Source organism: Mycobacterium hackensackense (assembly GCF_025822555.1).
GTDB classification, from domain to species: Bacteria; Actinomycetota; Actinomycetes; order Mycobacteriales; family Mycobacteriaceae; genus Mycobacterium; species Mycobacterium fluoranthenivorans.
Window position 1 is genome coordinate 856,979 of the sequence record NZ_JACKUC010000029.1, and the last position, 18,672, is coordinate 875,650.

An 18,672-nucleotide genomic window follows, 5' to 3' on the forward strand; every position below is an offset into this window, starting at 1 on the left:
AGCCGCGCGCCCTATCGGACTGTGCGCGCCAGAGCGGCGCGGCAACTCACCTGCAGCAGTTGGGATCCAAGACGACGCACAATGCCTGCATCGCTTCCGGATGAGCGCGGTGAAACACCTTCATGCCGCGGCGCTCAGAGAGCACCAGGCCGGCATTGCGCAGTTGAGTGAGGTGGTGACTCACCGTGGATTCGGTGAGCGCGAGTGCGGCCGCCAAGTCGCCACTGTTCTCTTCTCCCGCCGCGGAAGAGAACAGGTAGGACATCACCTTCACGCGCGCAGGATCGGCAAGCGCTTTGAGCCGCAGGGCCACGTTGAGCGCATCGTCGTCGCTCATCGGGCCGGCGGCGACCGGGGCGCAGCACACCGGCGCGGACGTGTCGATCACGGGCAGCGCTTTGGGCATGGCACGAGTCTGCCAGAAAGATTGACATATATCCAAAAGGTGGCATGCTGGGCGGTGTCGCACTAGTTCGATATATGTCCAACAACCCGAGGAGGGTGAGTCATGTCCCGTGTACAACTGGCACTCAACGTCGACGACCTTGAGGAAGCAATCACGTTCTACACCAAGCTGTTCAACACCGCCCCGGCCAAGGTGAAACCCGGCTATGCGAACTTCGCCGTCGCCGAGCCCCCACTGAAGCTGGTGCTACTCGAGAACCCCGGCAAGGGGGGCACCATCAACCACTTGGGCGTAGAGGTCGCCTCCAGCGAGACCGTGCACGACGAGATCGCCCGCCTGACCGGCGAGGGCTTGTTCACCGACGAAGAGATCGGCACCACCTGTTGCTTCGCCACCCAGGACAAGGTGTGGGTGACCGGGCCGGCCGGCGAGAAGTGGGAGGTCTACACCGTGCTCGCCGACTCCGACACCTTCGGCTCCAGCCCGCAGCATCTCGATGAGAACGCCGACGCCGCGGGTGGGTGCTGCGGGAGTCAGGTCGACAACCAGTCCGGCGCCGCCACCTCACCAGCAGCCGCAGCCTCGTCCTGCTGCTGACCCTTCCTCCGCCTTGCCGATGATATCGATATCTGTCAATATCGATGGATGTCGAATCAACGGGAAGTGGTGACCGACGCGGACCCGTGTTGCGCACCGGGGGCGCTACTGCGGCAGCCACTGTCGGCAGCTGAAGCCGCAGATATGGCGGTCAAGCTCAAGGCACTCGCCGACCCCGTTCGGCTGCAACTGTTCTCGGCGATCGCCAGCCGCGAAGGCGGCGAGGCGTGCGTATGCGATATCTCCGACGGGGTCGAGGTGTCGCAGCCCACCGTGTCCCATCACCTCAAGGTCCTGCGCGACGCCGGCCTGCTCACCTCGCAGCGCCGCGCGTCCTGGGTCTACTACGCCGTCGTCCCGCAAGCACTGGCCAGCCTCGCCGTACTACTGGGTGCCGATATCCGTATGGGAGCCACCGCATGACCGACACCGCACCGGCAGTCGTCGGCAAGCTGTCCACCCTGGACCGGTTCCTGCCGGTCTGGATCGGCGCCGCGATGGTCGCCGGCCTGCTCCTCGGCCGGTGGATTCCGGGCCTGAACACCGCGCTGGAAAAGGTTCAGATCGACGGGATTTCGCTGCCGATCGCACTGGGCTTGTTGATCATGATGTATCCGGTCCTGGCCAAGGTCCGCTACGACCGCCTCGACACGGTCACCGGCGATCGCAAACTCCTGGTGTCCTCGCTGCTTCTGAACTGGGTGCTGGGCCCCGCACTGATGTTCGCCCTGGCCTGGCTGTTGCTACCGGATCTGCCTGAGTACCGCACGGGACTGATCATCGTCGGCCTGGCCCGCTGCATCGCGATGGTGATCATCTGGAACGACCTGGCCTGCGGGGACCGGGAAGCGGCCGCCGTCCTGGTCGCGTTGAACTCGATCTTCCAGGTGGTCATGTTCGCGGTGCTGGGCTGGTTCTACCTGTCGGTGCTGCCGGGTTGGCTCGGCTTGGCGCAGACCACCATCACCACCTCGCCCTGGCAGATCGCGAAATCGGTGATCATCTTCCTGGGCATCCCCCTGGCCGCCGGCTACCTGTCGCGACGCCTCGGCGAGAAGGCCAAAGGCCGCGACTGGTATGAGTCACAGTTCTTACCGCGCATCGGACCGTGGGCGCTGTACGGCCTGCTGTTCACCATCGTCATTCTCTTCGCGCTGCAGGGCGAACAGATCACCAGCCGCCCACTGGATGTCGTGCGCATCGCGCTGCCCCTGCTGGCCTACTTCGCGATCATGTGGGGCGGCGGGTATCTGCTGGGCTCCCTGCTCGACCTCGGCTATGAACGCACCACCACCCTGGCGTTCACGGCCGCCGGCAACAACTTCGAACTCGCCATCGCCGTGGCGATCGCCACCTACGGCGCCACCTCGGGCCAAGCGCTGGCCGGCGTCGTCGGGCCGCTGATCGAGGTACCGGTCCTGGTCGCGCTGGTCTATGTCTCTCTGGCCCTACGAAAGCGGTTCACCCACCACACTTCGCAGCACCTTCCCACCGACGAGGCGACGAGAACGGAACCCAGCTCATGACCGAGACACCTGTCACCCACGCACTGCGCGCAGATCTGTCCATCGACCAGAAGCTCGCCCTCAAAACGGCAGCGACACGGCTGCGGACCGAATTCGAGGACACCTTCGGGGTGGCGACCATCGAACGGTTCCTGCACACCTCGTATGACCAATTCGCCGGACGGGCCACCATTCCCAACTTCCTTCCGCTGCTCGCCGAACGGTTCGCCCGACAGCGGCTGCACGCCCTGGCCCGTGTGGAAGGCAAGATCGTCGACGGAAAGCCGACCGTGCTGTTCCTGTGCACCCACAACGCCGGACGCTCCCAGATGGCACTGGGCTACTTCACCCACCTGGCCGGCGACCGTGCGGTGGCCTGGTCGGGCGGCTCCGAACCCGGCACCGAGATCAACCCCGCGGCCATCGCGGCGATGGCCGAAATCGGAATCGACATCACCGGCGAATATCCCAAACCGTGGACCGACGAGATTGTCCAAGCCGCGGACGTCGTCATCACGATGGGCTGCGGGGACGCCTGCCCGGTGTTCCCCGGAAAGCGTTACGAGAACTGGCAATTGCCCGATCCGGCCGGACAAGGGCTCGATGCGGTGCGCCCGATCCGCGAGGACATCGAGGAACGTGTGCGGCGGCTGCTGGCCGACCTCAACGTCACCGTCACGCAATGACCGACACCCCCACGGTGCTGTTCGTCTGTGTCAGCAACAACGGAAAATCCGTGATGGCCCAGGGTCTCATGGGTCAGGCCGCCGGCGACCGGATCACGGCCACCTCCGCCGGCACCAAAGCGAAGGCCGGCGTCAACGCGCAGTCCGTCGAGGCGCTCGCAGAATTGGGTATCGATATCAGCGGCCACACCGCAACCCAGTTGACCGACGACCTCGTCGCCGGAGCGGACCTGGTCGTGGTCCTTGGCGCCCAGGCGCACGTCGACCCGGTCGGTGACACCCCGATCGAAACCTGGGAGACCGACGAGCCGTCGTTGCGCGGTATCGAGGGCATGGAGCGGATGCGGTTGATCCGCGACGATATCGCCGCCCGGGTGATCGACCTGGATTCGCGCCTGGCCGGACGCCACCCCGCTCAGTAGCACTGCCGCATCCACGGATTCGAACCGGCGGCGAAGGTCACTTTCGACGGGGCACGCCGAACCAGCCGGGCATAAGAGACTTCGCCTGACGGCGATCAGAACTATGGTTGCCCCGCGACCTGGCACCTACTGTTCGGAACCGTGACTTCAGCGCGACGAACGAAAGAACCGCTGTGACGACGCTCGCCGAACGCGACGCGGCTTCACACACGGCACCCACTCCGGTGCAGCCGGCCCCACCCGCCGAAGGCAACCCAGGGTTGATCGGGCTGCCGCTCATCATCCCCGGCGCACTCGGCCTCGGCGCAGTCAACACCGGCCTGGTGAGCACATCGGCGGCTGCGGTGCCGATCCTGGCGTCCGCCACCGCAATCGGACTGCTCCTCACCACCATCTGGTCAGCGGCCTTGCGGCAGAACGTCAATGCCACCATCTACGGCACCTTCTTCGGCTTCTACGGCAGCTACGCAGTGCTCGCCCTCGGCCTCACCCACGACTGGTTCGGCATCGCCGCGTCCGATGCCCGCCAGACCACGAATCTGTGGCTGGCCAGTTGGCTTCTGGTCATCGGCCTGCTCACCGTTCTCACGCTGCGGCTACCATGGCTGTACCCCGCGGTGCTCGCCATCGTCGACATCGCCTTGGTCTTGCTGATCATCGGCAACCAAACCGGGAGCGTGCCCGCGAACCGGGCGGCGGGTTGGCTCGTCTTCGCCTTCGTCGCCGTGGTCGTCTACTTCTATTTCGCTGCGCTGTGGGAAGAGCTCGGCGGAAGAGCCCTCTCGCTGGGTCGACCGATCATCCGGTAGGGCCCGGAATGTGGCCCGCTGGAACGCGCATATCTCCGAGCTCCCGGCAACCATAGACAACCAGAACTGGAACCCGGAATCTTCAACACACTGTCCGCGATCGACGAAGGCCGCTCCCCGTTGCTTTCCGTCATATAAGTGGGCCGACCTCGACATATGGTGCCGAAGACTCCCAGACTTCGGTTGGGTCGTATGCAGCGAGGCCGCTGCGATATCGAGTCGCTCGTTCGAAGATGCCGGGTGGGGTGATCTTCCGCCCGAGGGTGTGTGGGTGAGTTGCAAGGGTGATCGGTCGTACGTGTATGACATGGTTCGCCTCAATGCTCAGGGGGCGGCAGGTATCCAATCCCGTTAGGGTTGTCCAGTTTTCAGCATTGCATAGCGGACCTACCAGTGGCGTCGTGGCCAGCCAGACAACGAACGTCAGCGGCGGACACGATATCGGCGGCGGTGGTGACGAATAGCCGAGGTAGGTACGTAAACGCTCGCGTAGCGATGCCGGATGTCGGTCAATCACCCAGACAACACCCGATGCAGATTCTTGGAATGTTCAAAGAATCTGATGCGAGCATTCGACCCATGAACTCACCCCTGTCTGTGGTGGCCGAGACCTCACAGCCCGGGACCGTCGCCGGGTCATCCGGTCGAGGGTCTGCAGATGGCGAGATTTGACGAATGTCAACGACGAACAACGGTGAACCAGGACTTGGGCGACCACTCCTGGGATCAGCTTCGTCAGGAGAAGGACCAACCACCGGACCACAATCCGCGAGCCGCGAGTCGCAATGCGCAACCACGAACTCCGACCATGATCCCACCACCCGGATGTTGGCCACACGGAATACGGGTACCAATCCCAGAGGCCCAGTCGCGTTCGGATCAGCTCTCATTGAGCTTGCCGCACAACATATTCAGCTGCGTCAAGCCAACCGCACCTCACGGGCGAGCATCCTCGGGGATGCCGATGCCAACGTGTCGTTGACCAGTTACGGAAAGCGCATCTCCACGGTGTGGCAGACCATCGAGACCATAGGCGCCGGAAGCACCAGACCCCGTCGCCTCATTTTGTGGCTCGATGATGCCGAGGCGCTGGGCGATCTGCCGTCCTCATTGCGACGGCTAGAAGCGCGCGGGCTGGAAATCCGACGGTGCCTCGACTATGGGCCGCACAAGAAGTATTTTCCCTACGTCAACGAGATCTTTCCGTCGGAACCCGATCGCACTTTGGTCACCGCCGACGACGACGTGTTGTATCCGGCGAACTGGCTGAACGATCTTCTGAGCGCGCATCGCCCGAATCAGGTGACGGCGTTTCGAGCACGAATCCGCGGCGAAGGCCCCTATCGCACATGGCCCATATGCCAAACGAGCGAGGCTTCGGACATGGTATTCGCGACCGGCACCTCCGGTGTGGCGTATCCGCCGGCGGTACTTCTCACCTTGAGGCATCGCGGCGACGCATTCACCCGGGTTTGTCCGCGCGCTGACGACTACTGGCTGCACTACGCCACGATCGCTTCAGGTGTGCAGATTCGCCAAGTGCGCGAGTCCGCTGCGTTGTGGTGGTCGGTCCCTACCGCGCGCAACCGAGGGCTATGGGACGGTACCGGGACCGCAAATGACGCCATCGCTGATAAAACACGCCGCTTCTGGCTGGAGAACTGAGAGGGGTCTGCACAGCACCGGTGTGGCCGTCATGCATAAGAGACGTTGCGCACCGAACGTGGTGCTGGAATCGGACTGGGCGCGCTCACGTCCAATCCCTGCCCACTGCCCTCGCTAGACGGCAGCGACCGGGTGTTCCAGGTACGGGGCGATGTTGCCCATGGCCCGAGTGACGTACTCTTCCTTCTCACCCACGGGCGCAACGTAATGCAACGCGCTTTCGGCTGCGTGAACGCCTTCGAGGCGAGCGATGATCCACGCGGCCAGATAGGGCGACGCAAGACAACCGCCTGCGGTCGCGACGTTGCCCCTCGCGTAAAGGGGTTGATTGAGAACCTCGACGCCGGCCTCGATCACCCACGGCTTCGTCGTCAGATCTGTACAGGCCGGAACACCCTGCAGCAAGCCGAGTTTGGCCAGGATCAACGTCCCTGAGCACTGGCCGGCGAGCAACTGCCGTGACGGGTCGAGTCGAAGTTGTTCCATCAGGGCCGGATTGGCCACCACCTCGCGTGTCTGCATGCCACTGCCCACGATCACGGCGTCGGCGGAGCCGGCCTCCTCCAGGCTCGCCATCGACTCGATCACCACACCGTTCATGGAACGCACACGCGGTGTCGGGCATGCGATCGAGACGCGCCAATCAGCTTTGCGCACCCGATTGAGCACACCCAGCGCGATCAGCGAGTCGAGTTCGTTGAAACCTTCGAAGGTGAGGATGGCGATGTGCATGGGTGTCTCCTGTCGTCGCCGAAAGCGTAGGAGACCTATTCATGACATTCAAAAAATTGTTCTAGATACAATCGCCGCGTGCCGGCTCTCCGCTACAAGACGATCGTGGACGCACTGGCGTCCGATATTCGCGCGGGCCGGTTGACCTCCGGGACACGTCTGCCCACCCACCGCGACCTCGCCACCCGCGAGCGCATCGCGCTGGCGACCGCATCGCGCGTCTACGCCGAACTCGAAGCCATGGGCCTGGTCAGCGCCGAACAGGGGCGTGGCACCTTCGTGCGGGAAGTCACACTGCCCCCTGGCCACGGCATCGACCAACAGGTCACCAGAAGCGACACCATCGACCTCAACTTCAACTATCCCTCCGTGCCCGGCCAAGCCGAGACACTCCGGCACGCGCTACGCGACCTCGCGAACTCCGGTGACCTCGAAACACTGCTGCGGTATCAGCCCCACGGCGGCCGACCACACGAACGCGCCATCTTCGCCGACCACCTACGACGCAGGAAGCTCGCCGTCGACGCCGAGCACGTGCTGATCGTCAACGGGGCACAGCACGGACTCACCACCACCATGCTGGCGGCACTGCGCCCCGGCGACGTGGTCGCCGCCGACGCCCTCACCTACCCGGGCTTCAAAGTGCTCGCCGAAAGTCTGCACATCGAACTGGCACCCATCCCGGTGACCCCGAACGGTCCGGACCTCGACGCACTTACCCGCCTGTGCACCACGCGCAGGGTTCGCGCCTTGTACGCGATGCCCACCATGCACAACCCGTTGAGTTGGGTCATGGACCTCGATACGAGACGGCGCCTGGTCGACATTGCCCAGGAACATCAACTCCTCATCATCGAAGATGCCTCCTACGCCTATCTCGACGAGAAGCCACCCCCTCCCCTGGCCGCACTAGCCCCCGCCTGCACCGTCTATGTATCGGGTCTGTCCAAGAGCGTCGCGACCGGGCTACGTGTCGGGTTCCTCGCTGCCCCAACATCATTGATCCCTGCGATCGAGCGTGCCATCCGCGCCACCACGTGGAACACACCCGCATTGACGACAGCCATCGTGACCCGCTGGCTTCACGACGGCACCGTCGACCGGCTCGAAAACGAAAAACGTGCAGACGCGCGAACCCGACAAGCCATCGCCGGCGAGGCATTTGGTGACCTGGCGCTCATCACCCACCCCTCGTCGTACTACGCATGGCTCCCGCTGCCCGAGCCAGCCCGTGCAGACCGGATCGCCGCAGCACTGCTGCGCGAGAACATCTCCGTGTCGACCGCCGAACCCTTTTCCATCTCCGGCCATGTACCGCAGGCGATTCGACTCGCCCTCGGCTCCGCGGACATCGATAGCCTCGGCGTGACGATGAGCACGGTCAGGCAGGCCGTCGATGCAGAGATCTATCGTTGAGGTGTGCGCCCGGAAATCTGGAGTCATAAGCTAGCTCAACGACATTGACACGCTTGTACCGTCTTTACGCGATCACCTGTCGGATCGCAGTCACACGGTTGGACAGTGTCGCGGTCCTGCCTCTCAGGTGAGAGCGGGCGCCGCAACGGGACCGATCGTGAGGGTGACGGCGGCTTCCGATTGACTCCAGTTGGACGGCGCGTACGGCGGGATGACTATGGAGCCCAAGCTGGGATCGAATGCCCGCAGGAGGTTGCCAATCGTTGCCTGCAGGATCGCGTCTACGAGCTGGGTAAGGCTGTGGAAGTGGAGCGCGCCGTTGGTCTCGACCGCAGCGAAAATAAAGGTGTGCTGGTAGTTCGGTGTGGCTGACGCGGTTGCCGACGGAGTGTAAGTGTACGTGTAGCTGCCGTCGCCGTGATCTGTCACCGTGGTGGGGCCGTCGCCATGATTGAGCAACGTGATGGGTCCGTCGCCCTGGTCGGGCAGCGTGGTAGGGCTTCCTGTCTGGAACGGGTCGCGGATGGTCAGCGGGTCACCGTCGACATCGGAGGCGGTGAACTGACCGGTGTAGGTCCCGTCAGCGTTCTTGGTCGGTGGGGAAACTGTGATCGTGGGCAGAGTGTTGCTGAATGTCTTCTTGAACCAGCTGTAGAAGTCGGTTGAGGTGGCCGCCGCTGTCGTTGCCGCGGCGGTTTTGGGGGCAGGCGGGGTGAACAACTGCACCTGAATGTTGTGCAGGAACGACCGGATGGCGTGATTGACCGCCACCAGTGGGTTGGCGGGTGCCGAGGTGGCGTTCTGAGCCTTGGAGGTCGGCAGTACGACCGATTTCGGCACCGAGACAGTGTCGGTCGTTGCCGCTGCGACCGCTGGCGTGAGCTTGGACGTGACCTTCGCAGTGGCGGTGGCCGCATCGACATCGCTGGACCGCTTGTGGGTGGTGGCACTCGGCCGCGCGACCGGAGTATCCGCGTCCGTCTTGTCTTCAGCTGCTTCCGTTTTGTCTTCAGCTGCTTCCGTTTTGATGGATGCACCGCTGGTGTCAGCGTCGGACCGGTGGCGCGATTTCTTCTTCGGTGTGGTGGTAGCGGCCGGTTTATTCGCCGACGCGGCATCGCCATCGTGCTGGGTCGCGCTCGGGGCACTCGTCGTCCCGCCGGATTCCTCGGTGCTCGCGTTGGCCACGGCGGCGCCGCTGCTCAGTGCTGCTCCGATGCCCAACGTGATGGCGCCGGCGCCCAGCCACGCCGCCACTCCCGGCTTGACCATGTCTGCGCGATGCTGTCCGCCCACATTTCCCCCTCTGACGAATAATAATTTACGAATATGTTAATTACCATGCGTCAGCGCGCACAGGCAACGATTTGTGACGCGCAATTCTTCCGACGTTCATAGTTGTGGCAGATAATTGGCCGGATTTTGAAATCTGTTAGCTAGGAACATGTTCGAATGACACCATCAGCCCATGCGGCCTGACTTGTCTTTGCTGACCCCCTGCGGGAATGCCGTGATAAATTTGCAATAGCAAATTGCGTCAGTTTGCTGAACTACCAAATCCGCATAGCGTGGTGACGACCCGCGGTGGTCGAAAGCGCCAGGCGTTCGCGGCGAGGCGCGGCAAAGGTTGGAAGAAGAAACCGATCCGGATGGCGGAATGGAGCTTTAGAACTTCGCTTGAAGGTCTTGGCGAGTCAGCCTGCGGACACCCCAGAAGTAGGTGACCAGTGGCATGGTGCACCAGAGGACGTTGATCAGGACGAACTTGACCCACATTTCTACTGGGCTGGACATGCTCTGCAGGTTGTTGGCGATTTCTACGCCGAAGTAGACAGCTGGGAGAGTGACCTCCACGATCATTCCCGCCATGATCAGCGATAGCTGAATGCTGGTGAATCGCTTTCCGTTTCGGAAGAACTGAACTAGCGCGTAGGCCTCGAAGAGGCCGACGAACAGGGCGATCCATTCCATGCAGACGATGAGGGGATCACCGTTGAGGTAGCGGGCGTCTCCGCCAAGGAGGATCGGCGACCACATGTAGGTCCACAGCGATCCGCTTTCGACGCCGGCGCGGATCTGATCGAAGAGCAGAAGCCAGGGCAGTTCCCAGATGAAACGCGGGATGAGTGCAATAAATACCCAGACGATGACCATCGCACTCAGGCGCTCCCACCTGGTGCGGTCACGCTGATCGGGTAGTGGCAGCCACGGCAAGATCAGTGCTGTCGCAAAGCATCCGACAACGACGAGCACCAACACTGTCGAGGCGACGGCGTGGGATACCCCCGCGTGGAACTCCAAATACCAGAACACCGGATGGATGGCGAAGAAGAACGCGAGGACTCCGAAGAGCGCCTTCTGAAGCGAGGACAGTCCGCGCTTGGCCGATGACTCCCGTTTGCCATCACGAGCGATCGTGTCGGTCATGTGAACCTCCGCGTTGAGGGAGCAGGGCCGGTCGTGAAACCTGCCTTGCGGGGCGCCGGCCAACGCATCGGGGTGACGACGACCTGGCTACGAATCTGGGCTTCGATCCGACTAGGTTTATATCACGTGTGATGTTATAACGATCAATATGTTTCTGCGCCCGATCGCTGCACGCATACGAGACGCGGACGCCACGCTCGCCACACCGGCAGACTCATCGCCGCTGCCGGTGACGCGATGCGCGCGCACTAACTCGCCGTCGCGGTCGGTACGCGATGCAGCAACGAGGAGCGTCGGGTGAGTCGTCGCGCTCACGTACGCGTCGCCGCAGCAGTGATGACGGCGCTACTGGCTTTCGCATCCGGCGTCGTCTATCTGGGGTATCAGGGCGCGTTCACCGACACCGACACGGTCACCCTCACATCCCAACGTGCAGGACTGGTCATGGATCGCGACGCGAAGGTCAAATTTCTGGGTGTCCCGATCGGCACGGTGTCCCAGATCGACTATGACGGCGCGTCAGCCCAGCTGACCCTGGCGATCCGCGCCGACGAACTCGCCAAGATCCCAGCCAACGTGACCGCACGGATCGCCAGCAACACGATCTTCGGCGCGAAGTCCGTCGAATTCCAGTTGCCCGAGCACCCGACCGCCAACCGGCTATCCCCACGTGCCCACCTACAGGCCTCAGACGTCAGTGTCGAAGTGAACACCTTGTTCCAGACATTGGCCGACACACTGCGCAAGATCGACCCCGTGCAGCTCAACACCACGCTCGCTGCGTTAGGAAATGGACTGCGCGGCAACGGAAAAAACCTCGGAGACACCCTAGCCACCTTGAGCGACCTCATGAGCCGGATCAACCCGTACCTGCCCACGCTGAAGTCTGATATCCAGAAACTGAGCAGTACCGCTGACATCTACAACTCCGCCGCCGACGACCTGGTGTCCGCCCTGGGCAATGTCCCCACCATCAGCCGCACAATCGTCGACGAGCAAGACAATCTCACTGCCACGTTGCTGTCCACGGCCGGCGTCGCCACTGCCGGCGCCGACACCCTCGCGCCGGCCGAAGGTGACCTGATCGCGGCAATCCAACGACTCCGCGCACCACTATCCGTCTTGAGCGACTATTCACCCGAATATGGCTGTCTGATCACAGCATTGGCGAAGGCGTACAAAAAATTCGGTCCCTACATCGGCGGTGTGAAACCCGCACTGTTCGTCAACGCCGGTTTCATTCCCGGCTCGCCGGCCTACACCTATCCCGAGAGTCTGCCAATCGTCAACGCCTCCGGTGGGCCCAACTGTCGAGGACTACCTGACCTGCCCACCAAACAGGGCGCAGGCTCCTGGTATCGACCACCGTTCCTGGTCACCGACAACGCCTATGTCCCCTATCAGCCGAACACCGAACTACAGTTCGACGCCCCCTCCACGCTGCAGTTCCTGTTCAACGGCGCCTACGCCGAACGAGACGACTACTGATGACCACGTCCCGGACCGGACTCAAAGTCGGCGTGTTCACGGTGGTCATGCTGCTCGTGCTAGCGGGGCTGGTCGTGACGTTCGGCCAATTCCGATTCGGCTCCAGCACTGTGTATCACGCCGAATTCTCCTCGGTGTCACGACTCAAAACCGGCCAGGACGTCCGTATCGCCGGCATCCCAGTCGGCAGCGTCAAAGAGATCGCCATCGACGGTGATCATGCCGAAGTCACCTTCACCGTCGACAAACGACAACAGCTCTACACCTCCACGAGAGCCGCGATCCGCTATCAGAATCTCACTGGTGACCGCTACCTGGAGATCCTGGCCGGACCCGGCGATCTACAGAAACTCCCTGCCGGCGCGACGATCCCGCGCAGCAACACCAAACCCGCCTTGGATCTGGACGCACTGCTTGGTGGTCTGCGGCCGGTACTCAAAGGCCTGGACGGAGCCAAGCTGAACGAGGTCAGCAACGCCCTCATCGAACTGCTGCAGGGCAAGGGCGGAACCCTGTCGACTGTACTGGCCAACACCGCCAGCTTCACCCACACCATTGCCGCCCGAGATCAACTCATCGACCAGACCATCGACAATCTCAACACCGTGCTCAGCGCAGCGGATGAGAAAAGCGCCGACCTCAGTACCGGGATCGACCAACTCCAGCAGCTGGTCACCACTCTGAGCCAGGGCAGCGACCCCATTGCCAACGCCTTGCCGCCGCTGGCCTCTGCACAGCAGGACCTCACCGATGTCCTGAGCACCGCGCGGCGGCCCTTCCAGGGGGTCATCGAGAACACCGGACCGCTCGCCACCGCACTCGATGACCGCAAGAAGGATGTCAATGCCGCGATTGAGCCGCTCGCCGAGGACTACCTGCGACTGAGCGCGCTGGGCGCCTACGGTTCGTTCTTCAACATCTATTTCTGCTCGGTCAAGATCAAGATCAACGGACCGGCCGGCAGCGACATTCTGTTACCCGCGGTGACCCCACCGACGTCCAATAACGGTAGGTGCGATTTTGCCAAATAATCCCGAGCGCCGAGACCCGCTGCGCACCGGAATCTTCGGTATCGCCGTAGTGACCTGCCTGGTGCTGGTGTCATTCAGCTACACCGAGCTCCCGTTCTGGCCCAAAGGCCAGCAGTACACCGCCTACTTCGCCCATGCGGGCGGTATCGCCACCGGCAATCCCGTGCAGATCTTCGGATACACGGTCGGAAAAGTCGACAGCGTCGAACTCGACATCACCCATCGCGCGGCCAAGATCGGCTTCACCATCGATCGCAAGATCCGAGTCGGGGACCAATCACTGGTCGCCATTAAGACCGATACCGTGCTCGGTCAACGTTCCATTGAGGTAGCACCCCGCGGATCCGGTTCTGTCACCTCCATCCCACTGGCCCGCACCACAACCCCCTACACCCTCAACAATGCCCTGCAAGACCTCGGACACAACGTCGGTGAACTCGATCAACCCCGCTTCGTCGAGGCGCTCCAGACGCTGACCGAGGCCATGCGCGATGCCACCCCGCAGGTGCAGGCGGCCCTCGACGGCATCACCAGCCTGTCGCGCAGCGTCAACAACCGCGATGAGAAGGTCCAACAGCTTCTGCACCATGCCAAGTCGCTCTCTGATGTCGTGGCCGCCCGCTCCAGTCAGATCGACCAGCTGATCACCGACGGCAACGTCCTTTTCGGTGAACTCGCGGCGCGCCGTCAAGCCATCGACCAACTCATCACCGGAATCAGAGCATTAGCCGGCCAACTCTCCGGCTTCGTCACCGACAACGAGCGACAGCTCGGCCCCGCACTGACCAAGCTGAACCTCGTGCTCGACAACCTCAACGAGCGTCGAGAACACATCTCCCAAGCACTCACCCGGCTTCCCGCATACGCAACCTCCCTCGGAGAAGTCGTCGGCTCGGGCCCCGGCTTCCAGGCCAACGTGTTCGGAGTGCCCCCGCCAACCTTGGGCGGAGTCCTTCTCGACTCCTACTTCCAACCCGGGAAGCTACCTGACAGTCTCGCCGACTTCCTGCGCGGCTTTCTCACCGAACGCGCCGTCGTGAGGCCGAAATCACCATGACCACACTCAATGTTCGGCTCCGCCACGGATACCGGCGCCTCTACCTGCTGGTGGTCCTGCTGGCAGTGCTCGCCGGCGGTCTGCTGACCGCATGGCCCAAACCACAGCCCCTGACCATCACCGGATACTTCTCCTCGGCTGTCGGCCTGTATCCCGGCGACGACGTCGAGATCCTCGGAGTACCGGTCGGATCCGTGACAAGTATCAAACCCGGACCGGAGCACTCCGAGATCACCTTCACGATCCGGCCTGACGTACCCGTGCCGGCCGGCGCCGCTGCGGTCATTGTGGCGCCAAACCTACTGTCAGCGCGCAGCATCGAACTGGCACCGGTCTACACCGACGGACCGAAACTCGCCGACCACGCCACCATTCCCGCCGATCGCACCGCCGTCCCCGTGGAATGGGATGACGTCAAAGATGAACTGACCCAGCTGTCGACCCAGCTGTCGACCCGGCTGGGACCGCAGAACGGCCGCCTCCAGGGTCCGCTCAGTGACGCCATCAATCAAGCAGCCGACACCTTCGACGACAACGGTCAATCATTTCGTGACGCCGTCCGTGAACTCTCCAAAACTGCTGGGCGACTGGGTGATTCACGTCACGATCTGGTCGGCACGGTGAAAAACCTACGCACCCTTGTCGATGCATTGTCTCACAGCAACGACCAGATCGTCCAGTTCACCGGCCACGTCGCCTCCCTGTCACAGGTCTTCGCCGACAGCTCCACCGACCTTGCTGGCGCACTGGATGCCCTCACTTCAGCGCTGGCGCAAGTGAAAACGTTCCTCAACCACAACAACACCGCGATCGGCGATCAGGTGAACAAGCTGACCGAGTTCACCTCACTGCTCACCGAGCACAGCGAAGATATCGAACAGGTACTGCACGTCGCGCCCAACGGGCTGGCGAACTTCTACAACATCTACAACCCCGCCCAAGGCTCGATCGGAGCGATCCTGTCTCTGCCGAACATCGCCAACCCGGTCCAATTTCTCTGTGCGGGCGTGTTCGATGCGGCAGCGACCCCCGAGTACTTCAAACGCACCGAGATCTGTCGGCAGCGCATGGCGCCCGTCCTCAAGAGAATCATGATGAATTTCCCGCCTGTGCTCTTCCACCCCATCAACACCATCACCGCCTACAAGGGCCAGATGGTCTATGACACTCCACAAACCCAGGCCAAGGCCCAAACACCGGTATCGCAGCTGCAATGGCAACCGCTACCAGGAATGACCCCGCCACCTGGCGCGCCCCCACCCGATCTCGCCAGCATGCTGCTTCCACCACCGGCATCAGAGGCAGTCCCGACCCCACCGACTCCACCGGGGAACCCCGCCGCCGAAACCGATCCAGCCCAACAACCCGTACCGGCGCCACCGCCACCGGGACCCGGCCGATGACCGGCGCAAGGCTCCGCGGTCGGGCGGCGTGGCGGCTCGTCGCGCTCGGGTCACTCATCACGGTGGTCAGTGGGTGCCAATTTGGTGGCCTCAACTCACTGGACATGCCCGGCACCGTCGGGCACGGCGCCGGATCGTTCACCATTACCGTCGAACTACCGGATGTGTCCACACTGGCGCAGAACTCGCCGGTGCTCGTCGACGATGTCACCGTCGGCAGCGTGTCCGGACAACACGTCAGGCAACGCGCAGACGGAACCTTCTACGCCGCACTCCAACTCTCGCTCAGCTCAGCAGTACACCTGCCGGGCAACGCCGTCGCGACCATCGGGCAGACCTCACTGCTGGGCTCTCAACACGTCGCGCTCGCCGAATCTGCCACCGAGGCACCCGAAGGCGCATTGACCGACGGCGCCACGATCCCGCTTCAGCGGGCCGGCCTCTATCCCACCACCGAGGAAGTCCTGTCCACACTGGGTATCGTCGTCAACAAAGGCAATCTCGGCGCACTCCAAGACATCACCGACGAGCTGTACTCCGCCGTCGCCTGCCGCGCGGGGCAATTCACCAACCTCCTTCCGCAACTGGCCGACCTCACTGCCTCAATTGACCGGCAAAGCACCGACATCGTCAACGCCACCGAGTCAATCAATCGCGTCGCCGCAAAATTCGCCACCAAGGACACCACGATCACCGCCGCACTGGCCGCTCTTCCGCAAGCAACCCAGATTCTCAACGCCAACGCAGGACGAATCGTTGACACCTTCGCCGCACTACGCCGCTTCAGCGAGATCGCCTCACGCATCCTCGCGCAAACCAAGACCGACATCACCGCCGACCTCGAGGCCTCCTACGCCGTCGTCAAACCACTAACCGATCACGCGCAGGAACTCATCGACGCCCTCCCCATCACCGTGACCTACCCCTTCCCTCAAACCGGGATCAAACAAGCCATCCGCGGTGACTACCTCAACGCGATCGCCACCCTGGACCTCACCCAGCGCCGCTTCGGAGAGAACATCTTCACCACCTCACCGCTGGACCCAAACATGAAGCACCTCAACGAAATCCTCACCACGCCCGACTTCCTCATCGGCGAACAGGCCAACCTGTCCGGACAAGCTGCCGACCCGTTCACCATCCCGCCGACAGGACCCCGCTGATGCTCACCCGGCTCGCTCGCTGGCAGCTGAGCATCTTCGCAGCCGTCACCGTCTTCGCCATCGGCACCCTGGCGTTGTACTACTTGCGCGTACCCGAAGCACTGGGAATCGGGCGGTACGCCATCACGGCCAACTTCGCTGCCAGCGGCGGGCTCTACCCCAACGGCAACGTCACCTACCGTGGCTCCACCGTCGGGCGCATCACCGCCGTCACGCTGACCGACAACCTCAGCGTCGATGTACACATGCGGCTCAACTCCGACACCGCAATTCCCGCCGATGTCACCGCGGCAGCCAAGAGCGTCTCCGCAGTCGGCGAACAATACGTCGACCTCATCCCCACAGCCGAAAGCCATTCGGCCGCCGATCTGCGCAACGGATCGGTGATCGACCGATCCCACACCGCTCTCAGCGGCGACATCGCAGGACTGCTACGCGAGGCACAAGGACTGGTCAGCTCGCTGGATCAAAGCAAACTGAAAGACGTCCTGCGCGAAACAGCAACCGCCTTCGACGGCTCCGGTCCCGAACTTGCACGACTGATCAACTCCACCAAAGCGCTGCTCGACGAACTCCACGCCGGCAGCGAAGACACCACCACCCTGATCGACCAGCTCGGCCCGTTCCTCGACGCCCAGATCCGCAGCGGCGACAACATCACCTCGCTGGCCGACGGACTGGCCCGATTCACCACCGAACTACGCAAAGCCGATCCGCAGCTGCGCGCGCTGCTCCAAACCACGCCCGCAGCAGCGGATTCGGCGACCAATACCTTCAACGGCATCAGGCCGTCGTTCCCGATGCTCGCCGCCAACCTCGCCAACTTCGGCCGCATCGGTGTCATCTACCACAAGTCCATCGAACAGACTCTCGTCGTTCTTCCCGCCGTGACCGCCGTGCTGATCAGCGCAGCTGAACAGCTACCCGCCGATGAAGGCGTCAAAGTCGACTTCAAGCTCGGATTGGGCGATCCGCCGCCGTGCAATGTCGGCTTCATCCCCCCAACCGAGATCCGATCCCCGGGTGACCAAACGTTGCGCGACCTACCAAAAGACATGTACTGCAAAGTTCCACAAAACTCGTCCGCGGTGGTCCGCGGGGCACGCAACTACCCCTGCCAGGAATTCCCCGGCAAGCGCGCTCCCACCGTGGCCCTGTGTAGGGACCCCGCCGGCTATATTCCGATCGGTAACCAGGCGTGGCGTGGGCCCGCCGTCCCCGAAGCGACGGCGATCAATGATCCACGAAACATCCTGCCCTACAACAAATTCCCCTACATCCCACCGGGCGCCGACTACGACCCTGGTCCCCCGGTCACCCAGCTGCCCCCTGGCGTGCCCCCTGGCCCGGGGCCAGCAGAGTATGCACCGTATCCACTACCCGTCCCGCCAGTCACACCCGGCCCGCCACCGCCGCCCCTGCCCTACAACCCGCCCCCTGACCAACAGGTCCCGCCCTATGGACAGAACCCTGCGCCGGCGGTCACCCCTTCATCTGCTCCCGTCGGAGCGCCATCGGAAATGCCGCCGGCCGTCGCCAGCCCTGCCGTGACGACGTACGACTCCAGCAACGGACTGTTCCAGGACCAGAACGGAGACCTCGGCGTCTTCGCCGCCGCCAGTAGCAAGATCAAACCCGCTGAAAACTGGGTCGATCTGATGCTCGCTCCACCGCAATCCTGACACGCGGGTGACTTTTGATGAGAGGCCAACGCGGGGCACCTAGGATCGAGCCCGTGGTCGCGGAAAACGTCTTTCATCATCCTGGACCGCAGAACCCCGTTTACGGAGCGGGCCGTTCAGCTTTGCGCTGCACCTGCCATGCTGGCAGCGACGGTCACGACCGCTCGACAGAATCGCCTCTTC

17 protein-coding genes and 1 pseudogene are annotated in these 18,672 nt (G+C 63.0%); 14 read left to right on the forward strand and 4 right to left on the reverse strand.

From position 1 onward, the window contains the following. Positions 1-46: 46 nt before the first annotated feature. On the reverse strand, positions 47-406 hold the full coding sequence (locus tag H7J86_RS07170; protein ID WP_090355535.1) for an Rv2640c family ArsR-like transcriptional regulator: 360 nt from the start codon (positions 404-406) through the stop codon (positions 47-49). A 102-nt stretch (positions 407-508) separates the two neighbouring features. Here H7J86_RS07170 and H7J86_RS07175 point away from each other — a divergent pair, with 102 nt between their 5' ends. The 7 genes and pseudogenes from H7J86_RS07175 (at position 509) to H7J86_RS07205 (ending at position 6,090) form a co-directional block, all read left to right on the forward strand. Next, the gene (locus H7J86_RS07175; RefSeq protein ID WP_267290151.1) at positions 509-1,003 is read left to right on the forward strand and encodes an ArsI/CadI family heavy metal resistance metalloenzyme; all 495 of its coding nucleotides are present in this window, start codon (positions 509-511) and stop codon (positions 1,001-1,003) included. A gap of 48 nt (positions 1,004-1,051) precedes the next feature. Then, positions 1,052-1,426, forward strand: a complete 375-nt coding sequence (locus H7J86_RS07180; protein ID WP_267290153.1) for an ArsR/SmtB family transcription factor — start codon at positions 1,052-1,054, stop codon at positions 1,424-1,426. Beyond that, positions 1,423-2,487: pseudogene (arsB, locus tag H7J86_RS07185) on the forward strand (ACR3 family arsenite efflux transporter); the annotation flags it as partial. The gene H7J86_RS07180 and the pseudogene arsB, both read left to right, overlap by 4 nt. A gap of 38 nt (positions 2,488-2,525) precedes the next feature. After that, a complete protein-coding gene (locus H7J86_RS07190; RefSeq protein ID WP_267290155.1) occupies positions 2,526-3,194 on the forward strand; it encodes an arsenate reductase ArsC in 669 nt (222 codons plus the stop codon). Continuing rightward, positions 3,191-3,616: an arsenate-mycothiol transferase ArsC gene (locus H7J86_RS07195; RefSeq protein ID WP_267290157.1), complete on the forward strand. Its 426-nt coding sequence runs from the start codon at positions 3,191-3,193 to the stop codon at positions 3,614-3,616. Before H7J86_RS07190 ends, H7J86_RS07195 begins: the two co-directional genes overlap by 4 nt. Positions 3,617-3,789: 173 nt before the next feature. Then, positions 3,790-4,425, forward strand: coding sequence for a GPR1/FUN34/YaaH family transporter (locus H7J86_RS07200; RefSeq protein WP_187098687.1), 636 nt, complete (start codon positions 3,790-3,792; stop codon positions 4,423-4,425). A 972-nt stretch (positions 4,426-5,397) separates the two neighbouring features. Beyond that, positions 5,398-6,090, forward strand: coding sequence for a hypothetical protein (locus H7J86_RS07205; protein WP_267290159.1), 693 nt, complete (start codon positions 5,398-5,400; stop codon positions 6,088-6,090). Between the two features lie 114 nt (positions 6,091-6,204). On the opposite strand, the gene H7J86_RS07210 is transcribed toward H7J86_RS07205, so the two are convergent. Continuing rightward, the gene (locus H7J86_RS07210; protein WP_267290161.1) at positions 6,205-6,822 is read right to left on the reverse strand and encodes a DJ-1/PfpI family protein; all 618 of its coding nucleotides are present in this window, start codon (positions 6,820-6,822) and stop codon (positions 6,205-6,207) included. Between the two features lie 78 nt (positions 6,823-6,900). On the opposite strand from H7J86_RS07210, the gene H7J86_RS07215 reads away from it, so the two are divergent. Beyond that, on the forward strand, positions 6,901-8,238 hold the full coding sequence (locus tag H7J86_RS07215) for an aminotransferase-like domain-containing protein (protein WP_267290163.1): 1,338 nt from the start codon (positions 6,901-6,903) through the stop codon (positions 8,236-8,238). A gap of 123 nt (positions 8,239-8,361) precedes the next feature. On the opposite strand, the gene H7J86_RS07220 is transcribed toward H7J86_RS07215, so the two are convergent. Next, positions 8,362-9,426 (reverse strand): hypothetical protein, encoded by a 1,065-nt coding sequence (locus H7J86_RS07220; protein ID WP_267290165.1) that lies wholly within the window; start codon positions 9,424-9,426, stop codon positions 8,362-8,364. 477 nt (positions 9,427-9,903) lie between these two features. Then, a complete protein-coding gene (locus H7J86_RS07225; RefSeq protein ID WP_267290167.1) occupies positions 9,904-10,665 on the reverse strand; it encodes a hypothetical protein in 762 nt (253 codons plus the stop codon). Positions 10,666-11,001: 336 nt separating this feature from the next. On the opposite strand from H7J86_RS07225, the gene H7J86_RS07230 reads away from it, so the two are divergent. Genes H7J86_RS07230 through H7J86_RS07255 form a run of 6 tightly spaced genes read left to right on the forward strand, consistent with a single transcriptional unit; the run spans position 11,002 to position 18,489 of the window. After that, entirely contained in the window at positions 11,002-12,153 is a 1,152-nt protein-coding gene (locus tag H7J86_RS07230) for an MCE family protein (protein WP_372517242.1), read from the forward strand. After that, positions 12,153-13,184: an MCE family protein gene (locus tag H7J86_RS07235; RefSeq protein ID WP_267290171.1), complete on the forward strand. Its 1,032-nt coding sequence runs from the start codon at positions 12,153-12,155 to the stop codon at positions 13,182-13,184. Before H7J86_RS07230 ends, H7J86_RS07235 begins: the two co-directional genes overlap by 1 nt. Then, positions 13,171-14,241, forward strand: a complete 1,071-nt coding sequence (locus tag H7J86_RS07240) for an MCE family protein (protein WP_372517243.1) — start codon at positions 13,171-13,173, stop codon at positions 14,239-14,241. The genes H7J86_RS07235 and H7J86_RS07240 overlap by 14 nt, the downstream gene beginning before the upstream one ends. Continuing rightward, on the forward strand, positions 14,238-15,644 hold the full coding sequence (locus H7J86_RS07245) for an MCE family protein (RefSeq protein WP_267290175.1): 1,407 nt from the start codon (positions 14,238-14,240) through the stop codon (positions 15,642-15,644). Before H7J86_RS07240 ends, H7J86_RS07245 begins: the two co-directional genes overlap by 4 nt. Next, positions 15,641-16,807 (forward strand): MCE family protein, encoded by a 1,167-nt coding sequence (locus tag H7J86_RS07250; protein WP_267290177.1) that lies wholly within the window; start codon positions 15,641-15,643, stop codon positions 16,805-16,807. Before H7J86_RS07245 ends, H7J86_RS07250 begins: the two co-directional genes overlap by 4 nt. Next, positions 16,807-18,489: an MCE family protein gene (locus tag H7J86_RS07255; RefSeq protein WP_267290179.1), complete on the forward strand. Its 1,683-nt coding sequence runs from the start codon at positions 16,807-16,809 to the stop codon at positions 18,487-18,489. Before H7J86_RS07250 ends, H7J86_RS07255 begins: the two co-directional genes overlap by 1 nt. The last annotated feature ends 183 nt before the right edge of the window (positions 18,490-18,672 follow it).

Coding starts and splice junctions, on each gene's coding strand:
- H7J86_RS07245 (WP_267290175.1), top strand. CDS start 14,238: ATGACCACACTCAATGTTCGGCTCCGCCACGGATACCGGCGCCTCTAC.
- H7J86_RS07175 (WP_267290151.1), top strand. CDS start 509: ATGTCCCGTGTACAACTGGCACTCAACGTCGACGACCTTGAGGAAGCA.
- H7J86_RS07255 (WP_267290179.1), top strand. CDS start 16,807: ATGCTCACCCGGCTCGCTCGCTGGCAGCTGAGCATCTTCGCAGCCGTC.
- H7J86_RS07225 (WP_267290167.1), bottom strand. CDS start 10,665: ATGACCGACACGATCGCTCGTGATGGCAAACGGGAGTCATCGGCCAAG.
- H7J86_RS07195 (WP_267290157.1), top strand. CDS start 3,191: ATGACCGACACCCCCACGGTGCTGTTCGTCTGTGTCAGCAACAACGGA.
- H7J86_RS07250 (WP_267290177.1), top strand. CDS start 15,641: ATGACCGGCGCAAGGCTCCGCGGTCGGGCGGCGTGGCGGCTCGTCGCG.
- H7J86_RS07190 (WP_267290155.1), top strand. CDS start 2,526: ATGACCGAGACACCTGTCACCCACGCACTGCGCGCAGATCTGTCCATC.
- H7J86_RS07230 (WP_372517242.1), top strand. CDS start 11,002: ATGACGGCGCTACTGGCTTTCGCATCCGGCGTCGTCTATCTGGGGTAT.
- H7J86_RS07170 (WP_090355535.1), bottom strand. CDS start 406: ATGCCCAAAGCGCTGCCCGTGATCGACACGTCCGCGCCGGTGTGCTGC.
- H7J86_RS07180 (WP_267290153.1), top strand. CDS start 1,052: ATGTCGAATCAACGGGAAGTGGTGACCGACGCGGACCCGTGTTGCGCA.
- H7J86_RS07235 (WP_267290171.1), top strand. CDS start 12,153: ATGACCACGTCCCGGACCGGACTCAAAGTCGGCGTGTTCACGGTGGTC.
- H7J86_RS07210 (WP_267290161.1), bottom strand. CDS start 6,822: ATGCACATCGCCATCCTCACCTTCGAAGGTTTCAACGAACTCGACTCG.